The sequence below is a fragment of the Acinetobacter legionensis genome, from assembly GCF_048552295.1.
GTDB lineage: Bacteria > Pseudomonadota > Gammaproteobacteria > Pseudomonadales > Moraxellaceae > Acinetobacter.
This window is the reverse complement of record NZ_JBIMCW010000007.1, coordinates 12153-23948: the sequence shown is the minus strand read 5'-3', so window position 1 is coordinate 23948 and position 11796 is coordinate 12153. Positions and strand designations below refer to the sequence as shown.

At 39.8% G+C, this 11796-nt stretch carries 8 protein-coding genes and 1 pseudogene; 2 read left to right on the top strand and 7 right to left on the bottom strand.

The window, feature by feature from the left end:
- Window positions 1-212: 212 nt before the first annotated feature.
- Window positions 213-2210, top strand: a complete 1998-nt coding sequence (locus ACG916_RS07280) for a PhoX family protein (protein WP_336953708.1) — start codon at window positions 213-215, stop codon at window positions 2208-2210.
- Between the two features lie 57 nt (window positions 2211-2267).
- Here the strand turns inward: ACG916_RS07280 and hisIE are convergent, their stop codons facing one another.
- The 7 genes and pseudogenes from hisIE to ACG916_RS07245 all read right to left on the bottom strand — a co-directional run bounded on the left by hisIE (window position 2268) and on the right by ACG916_RS07245 (window position 10174).
- Window positions 2268-3053, bottom strand: coding sequence for a bifunctional phosphoribosyl-AMP cyclohydrolase/phosphoribosyl-ATP diphosphatase HisIE (gene hisIE, locus ACG916_RS07275; protein WP_419327971.1), 786 nt, complete (start codon window positions 3051-3053; stop codon window positions 2268-2270).
- Window positions 3054-3219: 166 nt separating this feature from the next.
- Window positions 3220-4509: an FAD-dependent oxidoreductase gene (locus tag ACG916_RS07270; RefSeq protein ID WP_419327970.1), complete on the bottom strand. Its 1290-nt coding sequence runs from the start codon at window positions 4507-4509 to the stop codon at window positions 3220-3222.
- A gap of 310 nt (window positions 4510-4819) precedes the next feature.
- A pseudogene (locus ACG916_RS07265) lies at window positions 4820-5913 on the bottom strand (patatin-like phospholipase domain-containing protein).
- A gap of 129 nt (window positions 5914-6042) precedes the next feature.
- Window positions 6043-7662: an ABC1 kinase family protein gene (locus ACG916_RS07260; protein ID WP_336953712.1), complete on the bottom strand. Its 1620-nt coding sequence runs from the start codon at window positions 7660-7662 to the stop codon at window positions 6043-6045.
- A 3-nt stretch (window positions 7663-7665) separates the two neighbouring features.
- The gene (locus ACG916_RS07255; protein WP_419327969.1) at window positions 7666-8337 is read right to left on the bottom strand and encodes a ubiquinone biosynthesis accessory factor UbiJ; all 672 of its coding nucleotides are present in this window, start codon (window positions 8335-8337) and stop codon (window positions 7666-7668) included.
- Between the two features lie 32 nt (window positions 8338-8369).
- A complete protein-coding gene (ubiE, locus tag ACG916_RS07250; protein ID WP_336953714.1) occupies window positions 8370-9314 on the bottom strand; it encodes a bifunctional demethylmenaquinone methyltransferase/2-methoxy-6-polyprenyl-1,4-benzoquinol methylase UbiE in 945 nt (314 codons plus the stop codon).
- 152 nt (window positions 9315-9466) lie between these two features.
- Complete coding sequence (locus ACG916_RS07245) at window positions 9467-10174, bottom strand: DUF8198 family protein (RefSeq protein ID WP_336953715.1); 708 nt, start codon at window positions 10172-10174, stop codon at window positions 9467-9469.
- A 199-nt stretch (window positions 10175-10373) separates the two neighbouring features.
- Between ACG916_RS07245 and pap the strand changes: the two genes are divergently transcribed.
- A complete protein-coding gene (pap, locus tag ACG916_RS07240; protein ID WP_419327968.1) occupies window positions 10374-11792 on the top strand; it encodes a polyphosphate:AMP phosphotransferase in 1419 nt (472 codons plus the stop codon).
- Window positions 11793-11796 lie beyond the last annotated feature (4 nt).

Sequence of the window (11796 nt, the reverse complement as noted above, 5' to 3'; positions counted from 1 at the left end):
TAGCAAAAATTGCTCAGCACTAGGGTGAAATCTAACAAGATGTTATTTAAACGACTGCGCTAATAATCTGCGGAGCGTATCCTGATCATTTTTATCATAATATGAGGTATTGGGGCTTTTGTCTTTAAAATGACTTAAAAGTGAAACTAGATTGTCATAACTGCTTTCTAAACTGAGCACGGGAAAATTCTAAAACATATTCGGATAAAGTTATGACAAATTCAGCCAGCCGACATACACGCCGTGAAGTGCTTACTTGGTTAGCCAGCATTCCATTTCTTCCACTTGGGGCAATGGCAACTTCAGCCACACTAGCAGGATGTAACGATGATGATAAAAATACTGCAGTTAAACCGCCGATCAATCCAGCTAAATTAAAATCTGCAACATTTACGCCGATGGATGCACCAACATTGGCAAATGCAGCAGCAATGGCAACAACAACAGTTGCTTCAGGCTTGGCTGTAACTTGGGATGACAATACCAAGACTGACTACAAACTTGCCTATAAAACCTTCTTCCAAACAGGCGATATGATCAATGATGGAAAAGGTGGGAAGATCTTGGCTGGTGGTTATTATGATATCAAAAACCAACCAATTATGGATAAATCTGTAGCAGGCAAAGAACGTCAATTCTTTTCAGATTGCCCAGATGGTACTTCATTATTGACAGTCAAAGATGCCAAGGTTGATGGTGTAAAAGGCAACCCTGTATTTGCGGTGGTGCAATTTGAATATACGACTCGTGATTTAGCTGGCAATGATATGTATGGTAAATTGCCATCACCGATTGGGGTAATTTCACTGGATCAAGATCCGAAAACAGGTCATTTAACTTTAGTTAAATATCATAATGTCGATATGTCTAAAGCACATGGTTTATGGATTACGTGTGGTGCGAGTTTATCACCTTGGGGAACACACCTTTCAAGTGAAGAATACGAGCCAGATGCATTTGGTCAGGGCTTAGGCACTGATATGGCAACAATGAAAGCCTATAGTAAAAACGTCTATGGTGATGAAACCTCTGCAAAACCTTATAACTATGGACATTTGCCTGAAATTACAGTGAACAAAGATGGTACAGGTACTGCAAAAAAACATTATTGTTTAGGTCGTATCTCACATGAACTAATCCAAGTTATGCCAGATAATCGTACTGCGTTAATGGGTGATGACTATACCAATGGTGGCTTGTTTATGTTTGTTGCAGATAAAGAAAAAGACTTATCTGCGGGAACATTGTATGTGGCGAAGTATTTGAATGAGTTAAATGAAACCTCAACAGCACAAATTCAATGGATTAAGTTGGGTCATGCAACTAGCCAAGAAATTGAAGATTTGGTGAATGTTAGAAATATTCAACCAACAGAGATCATGGAAAGCTTGGACAAAGATCCACAAGATGTAAGCTATACTAAAATTATTCTGCAAAAGAAAACCATTTGGGTGAAAGTTAAACCTGGAATGGAAAAAGCAGCAGCATTCTTAGAAACCCATCGTTACGCTGCTTTGATGGGCGGTAGTATGGCATTTACAAAAATGGAAGGCACAACAGTCAATGCCAAAGACAAAGTTGCTTATTCTGCTTTAGCCAATATTCAAGATTCAATGATCAAAGGCAATGCGGCTTGGGTCGATACGCATAACGTGTCATTCGCTAAGAAAATTTCAGCAGGTGGAATTGTTGCACATGATCTAGCAGGGTCTAAGAGTGATAAATCAGGTAGTCCAATCGTCAGTGAGTGGGTACCTTATCAATCGCATATGCTGTTAATCGGGAAGGATATTGATGCAGCTGCTGATCCACTAGGTATTGGTAACACTTCTGATCCAAACACGATTGCAAGTGCGGATAACTTAAAGTTCTCTGAAACATTCCGTACCTTATTCATTGGTGAAGACAGTGGTAACCATGTGAATAACTACTTATGGGCGTATAACGTAGATACCAAGAAATTAGATCGTATTCTTTCTTGCCCAGCAGGTGCTGAATCTACAGGTTTACATGCAGTCGATTCAATCAATGGTTGGACTTATATTATGAGTAACTTCCAGCATGCAGGGGATTGGGGTTCTTTACATAGTAAGGTTCAAGCAACTTTAGATCCTTTGATTCGAGCGAATTATAAAGATCGTTTTGCAGCAGCAGTGGGTTATTTAACAGCAGACCCAGTTGCACCTTCGGTTGAGAAAAAATCTTCATAATTTTAGTTTTAAATAAAAAAGCAGCGATATTTCGCTGCTTTTTTTATAAATACCCAATTAATGATCTCGATTGGCTTTTTCAACTAGGCCAGAAAGCCCTTGACGGCGTGCAAGTTCGTTGAGTACCAATTGCACATCCAACTCAAAATAACCAAGCATCACAATGGTATGGAACCATAGATCTGCAACTTCATAGATCAGATCATTTTTATGATCTTCACACGCTTCAGATTTAAAATCTTTTGCAGCAATGATGGTTTCGATACTTTCTTCACCAATTTTCTCTAAGATTTTATTTAAGCCTTTGTGGTAAAGCTTTGCCACATAAGAAGAATCTGGATCAGCTGCTTTACGTTCAGCCATCATTTTGCCTAAATAACCCAAGACTTCTACCTGTTCAGCCTGCGCATTGGAGCTATTCATGGCAATGCTATGTGGATTTGATGAAAGTTTTTCACCGTATATTGCATTTGGATCTTTTAATTGTGCATCGACAGTTTCCCAACCAGTTGCAGTGAGCTTACGATAGAAGCAAGACTCTCGACCTGTATGGCAGGAGATTCCTCCATGCTGTTCAATTTGTAAGACGATGACATCGGCATCACAGTCTAAATGGATTTCATAAACGGTTTGAAAATGGCCTGACTCTTCGCCTTTGAACCATAACTTATTTCGTGAACGAGAAAAATAAACGCCCTGCATTTTTTCAGCAGTCAGTTGTAATGCTTCACGGTTCATCCATGCCACCATCAAAATACGTCCAGTTTGATGATGTTGTGCAATAGCAGGAATAAGTCCTTGTTCGTTAAATTTTACTTCATCGAGCCATTGCAGATTGTTCATAGGATTTCACCAAGTTATAAAAAGAAAGAGTGCTACGTTGACATGCTAGCGGTTGTATAGTGTACGTTATTTCTAGCATTTTAGGAAAATATTGATTATGGATTGAGTCGAGATAAAAACGCTTGTTCACACTTTAAAATTACAGAATTGGCAACTTGAGTGCACATTATTTTCCTCTTACCAAAGACGATCGAGCAATATCCTCATACTTCATTTGACTAAACATACCCGATTTTAATCCCGACACGGTGATTGCCATTTCTTTACGAAAATAAGGGATACGATACATCCACGAGAAGCTTAGATCTCGTAAACCACCTGCCCACCAAAGATCAGATTGATATAAAGGCGTCAGTAAACGGCTTAAAAATTGATAAAATGCGGATGAGCTTTTGCGATGTTGATGATAGTTTTGCCACAGCTTCGAATAATCGATCGTTTCATTGTTCCGTGCCACATGGACTGCTTGTCCTAAAGCCCATGCATCTAAAAGTGCCATATTTGCACCTTGCCCAAGCTGTGGGCTCATAGCATGTGCAGCATCTCCAATAATGCCTATACGTCTTTCACCAAACTTAGATAAAACCACATCACGATAATGGGCAGAAAACCATTGCTGTTTTTGTTCAGGATTGACAATGACTTGCTCTAACCATTCTGCAGCGGGCTTCCAGCGTTTAGATACTTCTTTTAACCATTCTAAGCGGGCCTGTTGATGAGGTAAAAAATTTCCAAGCTGATCTGTTGGAAGACTCCAGAAGATACTGGAAAGTCGTTGATCTGATTGGGATGGAATCGCACCTGTCGGTAATATTCCCATCATGATCTTGGAGCGGTCATAAAATTGATGCAGAATTTGAGTGTTGAGCTGTAAGCATTCGGGAACAATGGTCCATTTGGCGCCCCAAGGATAGGCTTGATCGACTTTAACCCATGCGTTTGGTCTCAGTTGGCTTCGCGCGCCGTTGGCAATAATAACGCTATCAAAGACCTCATCAAAAGACTCAGCATTGACCGTACCCAAAACTCTAATTTCATAAATAGATTCTTCAAGCTTTTGAATATCGGCATTCATTTGCCAAGTGATCAGATCAGGGTATTCATGACATTTCTTTGCCAAGACATGGCATAAGCTGGCTCGATGGATACCTAAACCATAAAAATCAGGATCGGCTTGAGCATAATGACTATCTACCAATTTAAAACCATTGGCGAGTTGTCCCTCTAAGCCTGTGACCATTGCACCGAGTTTAACCGCATCATCAAGCACATCTAAGTGCTCAAAAACTGCAAGTCCAGACGGTTGAAGTAATAAGCCCGCACCGACAGGTTTAAGCTCAGATACTTTCTCAAAAATGGTGACCTGAATATTTTGTTGTGCGAGTAAAATTGCTGCAGCAAGCCCTGCTGTTCCTGCACCGACGATGGCAAATTTTGGAACTTTAGTTTGATTCATTATTAGAGTAAGTGCTTTGAATAATTTAAATTTAACAAAAAGCAAGAAATTAACAAGGGATAATTTGAATCAAGCTCTTTATTCCTTGATTGGGCTTAGCCAAAAATCAACGCATATAGACGAGGCCAGACACTGATTAAATTCAGTGAAAAATACATGACGTAAAGCTTGAGCTATGACTGGCTCATGTCTCAGACTTATATCTCACGTCATTTATCCCAAGTCATCAAGAATGCTGTTTTGGTAAATTTAAATTATTGAAAATCATATTAATTGAACGCTGGATGAGGTGAATAATGCGGTGTAATAATTATAAATCTAGCATCACTTCAGTAAAATTTTGTTTCTCCAGCATTTCTAAAAATTCATCACCCAGCCGCTGACTTTCTGCTACAGACTGCTTCCACAATTGTTTTCGCTTCTGATCATCGAGACCTTTCATCACAAAATCTTTACGATCTGGTAAACGTCCTAAAGGTAAAGATTTTAAATAGTCTTGAGAAGGCGAGATCAGTAAAGTCCGTGCTTGGTTTTCAGGATTGGCAGTGCGAGATTTAAACATTTTGTCAAACCAGCCTGGAATGATGCTGTCGGAAAAATGTGGATATAAAACAATCCCTTTACTCTCAAAAGGCAAATCGATGTGATAGTCGATCAAACCACCATCTCGATACGCGCCTTGTGGCGCATCGGAAATATTTCTTACCGCAGGTGTAATTGCTGGAATCGAACCTGAGGCCATCAGCCAATCCGCAACATTGTGCTGATTAAAATTTAAATAATGGGTTTTAAAAGCGTCATCTTGAATTTTAAATTGAGGGAACTGGGCTGGCTGACAGATGACCCGTTGCATAAATTTATTCAGATGGTTTCTTGAAATTGCATTACTGCCGATAATGCCGAGTAAGGAGCTATACAGTGCAAGCTTTTGGTCACTTTGAAATAAATGTTCTGCTTTTGCAGCGATAATTGTGAGGTGATACTCGGGATGTTCGACCAGTTTTTGGCTGTGTTGGTCTAAAATGTTGGACAACATGTCGCGAGATATTTTCTCAATCTCTGCAATGTTCATCTTTTTATGAAAGGGTAAGTTAATATATAACTCTGCCAAACGCTCAGGACCGACTTGTTCACCTTGCGCTAAAATTCCAGCAAAGCGCCATGCACCGACGGATGAACCGATTAAAAAGCGTCTTTGTTTTGCCCGTTGGAGAAAATCCCCGAAAATTGCTTGATCTAGCCCCATTAAACCAATACCTTTGGAATACCTTTGGGGCCGCCAGCTGCACCAGGAATCATATCTACTTGATGTGCAGATAATCCTTCTTGTTGTATGCGTTGTTTGGCAAGTGGGCCTGCACGTAAGACAATTCCTGCAGGGCGTTTTTGTAGAATTTGGGACATGATTTCACTCACTCAAACGGATATTTTTATTGTAGAGTGAGTGATATATTGAACAATGGCGAGAGATGTCACTCAGTGACTTAGCAGTCATAGACAAAAAAGCCTATTCATTGAATAGGCTGAATTGCGTTATTTGGCAATCCGCCAAACTGCTAAAACAGTGGACAAGATAATCAAAACAATTGAAATATACCACGGCGCAATGATCGCAATAGAAAGTAAAATCGCCATGATACTTCCGAAAATCCAGCTACGTTTTTGTTGTTGTTCCACTTCCAAACGCATCATTTGCAATTCATGTAATTGTTTAGCATGCCATGCAGATTGATTTTTTAAACCATTTAAACTATCAACCATTAAAGTTGGAAAATCCTGTGCACCTAAAAGTAAATCAGGAATTTTTTGTCCTAACTCTTTTAAGTTTTTCTGAGGATTCATTTGCGCTTTTACCCATTCGGTGAGAATCGGTTTTGCCAGCTTCCAAATGTCAAGTTCAGGATATAAATCAGTACCTAAACCTTCCACATGTACCAACGTTTTGAGTAATAACATCAATTGTGGTGGAATTTCTAAATGGAAACGACGTGCAATGTCCATGACTTGAATCAAAATACCCGCAAAGTCCAATTCATGCATCGGTTTAGACACCATTGGTCCAACGGTACGGCGCATTTCACGGGATAACGCATCTTGATCGGTGCCCGGTGGAATCCAGCCTGCCTGATGCACAATTTGAATCAGTTGCAAGAAATCACTGTTCATGACCGCAAGCAACATACGTGCAACGGTCATCTGATCTTGTTTAGATAGCTCACCCATAATTGCACAGTCAAGGGCAATATAACGAGGGTGGCTTGGATTCAATGTTTCAACAAAAACGTTTCCAGGATGCATATCTGCATGGAAGAAATTGTCACGAAATACTTGGGTAAAGAAAATAGTCAAACCTTTTTCAGCAAGGTCTTTTCGATCCATACCAAGTTTTTCAAAGGTTTCAATATCCGAAATTGGAACCCCTGTGATCCGTTCAGCAACCATGACATCCTTACTATCCATATAGACTTCAGGCACATACATCATGCTTGAACCTGTGAAGTAATGGCGCATACGACGGGTATTGTCTGCTTCTAGCGTAAGATCCAGTTCATTTAAGATGACTTGACGATAATTCTGGATGATTTCAGACAAATGCACTGCACGAGCTGCTTCAAGCCGTTTTTCTAAACTTGATCCTAGCCACTGCAGAATTTCAAAATCCTGTAGAATCTGACTGCGAATATCTGGACGAGTGACTTTAACCACCACTTCACGACCATCATGTAGCGCAGCAGTATGGACTTGTGCAATAGATGCAGCAGCCAAAGGTTGTTCATCAAAACGAGCAAAAATTGTAGAAATTTTGGCTTTCAGAGATTGCTCAATACGCTCTTTTGCAATATTGACATCGAAGGGTTTAACCCGATCTTGTAATAAAACCAATTGCTGTAAAATTTCAGGTGGAATTAAGTCACGACGCGTGGAAAGTAATTGGCCCAGCTTAATTGCCAAAGGCCCCATTTCCTCTAAGGCTTCTTTAAGCTTGAGCGGGTTTTTACGTTCTTTACTTGACCATGCCGCAGGGTGTAGCCGAATTAAAGCTAAAGCATGCCGAGCTTTCTCAGGTAATTCTTCCGCAGGGACCAGTGTGTCGAGTCTATAGTGCGCGGCGATGCGCCAAAGTTCGAATAAACGGGCAATATGCGGAATCATATATTAAATTACCTGATTTTGATTTTGAGTAAAGTGAGATTGAAGTTGCTGAATTTTTGCTTCAAGTCGGTCAATATTTTGGTTAAGTTGACGGGTATCTTGTTGCAGGTCATCCATTTGCCAACGCGGAGCCAATACACCAGTATCTTCTTTTAAAAAGTCTTCTACAAAAAATAAATGACTTTGCAGTGAGCGTTTGAGATGCTTTGGCGCCAGTTGGATTTTGCCAATTTCATGTGCGAGTGCAGGACCAATCCACGGGCTAAGCTGGGCCGCCAAATCAGGCTCAAGCTGTTGGATAATATTTTGAATATCCTGTAACAGGTGATAATCACCTTGTAGGGGAATATTGCCAATATCATCCGCAACAAATAATTTAGCCAATTCAACAACATTCTTTACATGTAATGTTGCTGTCGCTTCTGCAATCGCAACATTTTTGTCAAAAGGACGTTGTTCAAAAATTGAAGGTGTTTTGCTTTTACCAGTCACAGTCGGTTCAAGACGGATTTTATTTTGATCAAAGTAAACATCGACAGAAAGCTGTGGCGTATCCATCACGACACGTAACAGTTTGCCTTGTAACTGATTAAATTGGATGCGGGTAATTGCATCCAAATTAATAAACTGATTGATTAATCGTTCAACTGCACCGAGTGCCAGAATTGACCACATAATTCAACCTTGCTTGTTATATCTTGGGGAAATTACAGTTTAAAGCCACGGTGTACCGCCACAATACCACCGGTTAAATTGTGGTAATCACAGTTTTGGAAACCGGCACTTTCCATCATACCTTTTAAGGTACGTTGGTCTGGATGCATACGAATAGATTCAGCCAAATACTTATAACTTTCCGCATCATTGGCAACAACTTTACCCATAAATGGTAAAGCCGTGAATGAATAGAAATCATAGAGCTTTGAAAATGGTTCAAATACTGGTTTTGAGAACTCAAGAATCAGTAAACGACCACCTGGCTTTAATACACGATACATCGCTTGGAGTGCAGCATCTTTATCAGTCACATTACGTAGACCAAAACTGATGGTGAGCAAGTCAAAACTATTGTCTGCAAATGGCTCTAAGGTTTCAGCATTGGCCAATACAAAATCAACATTGGTACAGCCAGCATCAATCAAACGATCACGACCAACATTCAACATGGACTCGTTAATATCGGATAAAACCACATGACCTGTTGGACCAACTTCACGGCTGAAAACTTTGGCTAAGTCACCTGTACCGCCTGCAATATCAAGCACGTGCTGACCACGACGTACACCTGACATATTGATCGCAAAGCGTTTCCAGAGGCGGTGAATACCGAATGACATTAAATCATTCATAATGTCGTATTTGCTTGCTACAGAATGGAAGACTTCAGCGACTTTTTGCGCTTTTTCTTCACTATTAACAGTTTTGTAGCCGAAATGCGTGGTTGCGCCGACATTACCTGTATTGGCACCACGTGGGAGGTTGTATTTTGGCACAGTCCCAGAAACTGGCGTATCAACCTGTTGTTGCTGTAAGGACTGTTGCTGACCTTGTGGAGTACCTTGTGGTAATGGTTCTGTTAGAAATGGACTCACTTTGTCTGTATTCGTTGCCGTTTCAGCAGGGGCTGTAGGCTTTTGGTTTTCATTCGACATTTGAGTCACTCCTGAACACAAAAATGGGAAATTTTATATTGCTCTGCATAATGACAGATTCTGCATAATTTTGCAGTCCTCATCATGAAATTGTTATGAATAATATACAAAAACCGATCTTAGAGATCGGTTTGATACAGCCAAAAATTAAATTAATCTTGAAATGGATTGGGATCTCCAGCATGCACTTTTTCGACAATATCACGTTCTTTTAGGGTAAATGCATGGATAAAATCAGCTGCAGATTTCATTGGCTTCATCGCAATAAAACCCTCTCCAATAAAGTCATACATCAATTCAAATTTATATTTTGTTGCAGTACCTTTACACATTTTAAATGCAGTATGCATAATGAATGAACGCATGTATTTGTCTAGTGCTCCACCCAAATCATCCAATAAAGCTAGCTGTTGTTGACGGGCTTTTGCTTGATCTAATTTTAGTAAGGTCAGTCGCATCATTTCATCATCAATCACTTGATCAACAGGGTAATCCTTAAGTAATTGTGCAGCAACCTGCTCATCAAGTTGCATGGCCAGTACCGCCAATCCAACGGATTTTAAGCCAGTCTTAATGGCATTTTCAGGAAGAATTTTTTCTGCTTTGTGCGCATATTTTAGCAAACGTTCAATCTGTATTGCCAAATCATCAAATTCAGGACCACCATATAAACGGTTGATGAAATATTTTGCCATCAATTGATTTTCTTTTTGATTGAATAGCGCATGATGGGTCTTTTCAATACGCATTTTTAACCAGTCCTGCGCTTCATGCAGGCGTTTTTCTAGAATTGGGTCACTGTGATAACTCAATTGTTGATATTGTTCTAAAAGCTGATCTAGTGCAGCAAGTTTTGACATACAGAAACTCTGGATTTCGTTTAGCAACAGCATAAAGGCAGTTGCTAGGTATCACTATGACAAAAGTAAAAAAACAATAGAGAAATATAGTCAGTGGATTTTTAAATAGACAATATCAAAGATTTTATACAGAAAATAATATAACTCTGTTTTTGGGAATAGGTATACTCAATTGAAGTTTCAGACCATAGAGAAGCAGATGATTGAAGAACAATTAGCGTTTGCGTTGCGTGATGAAGAAGAGTTATCCGTTGATCTGATTGAGGCACAATATGCCTTAAAGAATTCTAAAGATAAAAATAATGCCAAAAGCCTGGTCATTTTAGTCAGTGGTATCGAGCTTGCGGGGAAAGGGGAAGCGGTTAAACAATTACGAGAATGGGTTGATCCTCGTTATTTACGTGTTAAAGCAGACCCACCAAGTTTATTTAGCAATAAACAAAGTTTTTGGCAGCCTTATGCACGGCACATTCCATCAGAAGGGCAAATCCAGCTGTTCTTTGGTAATTGGTACAGTGATTTATTGTCAACAGCCATGCATGTTTCTAAACCCTTAGATGAAACTTTGTTCGATACCTATATCGAAAATATGCGCGCTTATGAACAAGACCTAAAAAATAATCATGTCGATGTGATCAAAATTTGGTTTGATTTACCCTGGAAAAGCTTACAAAAGCGTTTAGATGCGATGGATGCATCAGAACAGCATTGGCATAAGCTAATGGGCTTGGATTGGCGGAATAAAAAACAATATGATATTGTGCAAAAATTACGTCAGCGTTTTACTGATGATTGGTATGTGATTGACTGTGAAGATTGTGTTGCCCGAGACCAACAATTTGCTCAGTATATTCTGCAAGCATTAAAGCAGTTGCCTCGACATAAAACAACGGTAAGAACCAAGTGGAAACAGGCAACTGTACCTGAGTGTTTATTGCAACCCAGCACAGAAGAACTGGATAAAGACCAATACAAAACTGAATTAAAGAAATTAACAAAAAAAGTATCGGAAGCGCTACGGAATGATTCACGCAATGTCATTATTACCTTTGAAGGCATGGATGCAGCTGGTAAAGGTGGGGCAATCAAGCGTATTGTGAAAAATCTTGATCCGCGTGAATATGAGATTTATACCATTGCTGCACCAGAACAGTATGAATTGCGTCGACCCTATTTATGGCGTTTTTGGACCAAGATTCAACCCGAGGAAAAAATCAGCATTTTTGATCGTACTTGGTATGGTCGAGTATTGGTTGAACGTATTGAAGGCTTTGCCAAGCCTGCGGAATGGCAACGTGCCTATGATGAAATTAATCGCTTTGAAAAAGATTTAACGGATAATCAAACGGTGTTGGTTAAATTCTGGTTGGCAATCAGCAAAGATGAACAAGAAGCACGTTTTAAAGCACGCGAACAAACACCGCATAAACGCTTTAAAATCACCCCTGATGACTGGCGAAATCGTGGACATTGGGATGATTATTTAAATGCTGCTGCGGATATGTTTGAGCGAACTGATACCGAGTCTGCGCCGTGGCATGTGGTTGCGACCAATGATAAGTACACGGCACGTATTCAAATCCTCAAAACGATTTTAAAGCAGTTAAAAGCGGATTAAATGT

What these genes read in the sequence shown, in the direction of transcription:
- ubiE (WP_336953714.1), bottom strand. Translation starts at nt 9,314, where the DNA reads ATGTCGAATGAAAACCAAAAGCCTACAGCCCCTGCTGAAACGGCAACG.
- ACG916_RS07280 (WP_336953708.1), top strand. Translation starts at nt 213, where the DNA reads ATGACAAATTCAGCCAGCCGACATACACGCCGTGAAGTGCTTACTTGG.
- pap (WP_419327968.1), top strand. Translation starts at nt 10,374, where the DNA reads ATGATTGAAGAACAATTAGCGTTTGCGTTGCGTGATGAAGAAGAGTTA.
- hisIE (WP_419327971.1), bottom strand. Translation starts at nt 3,053, where the DNA reads ATGAACAATCTGCAATGGCTCGATGAAGTAAAATTTAACGAACAAGGA.
- ACG916_RS07255 (WP_419327969.1), bottom strand. Translation starts at nt 8,337, where the DNA reads ATGTGGTCAATTCTGGCACTCGGTGCAGTTGAACGATTAATCAATCAG.
- ACG916_RS07270 (WP_419327970.1), bottom strand. Translation starts at nt 4,509, where the DNA reads ATGAATCAAACTAAAGTTCCAAAATTTGCCATCGTCGGTGCAGGAACA.
- ACG916_RS07260 (WP_336953712.1), bottom strand. Translation starts at nt 7,662, where the DNA reads ATGATTCCGCATATTGCCCGTTTATTCGAACTTTGGCGCATCGCCGCG.
- ACG916_RS07245 (WP_336953715.1), bottom strand. Translation starts at nt 10,174, where the DNA reads ATGTCAAAACTTGCTGCACTAGATCAGCTTTTAGAACAATATCAACAA.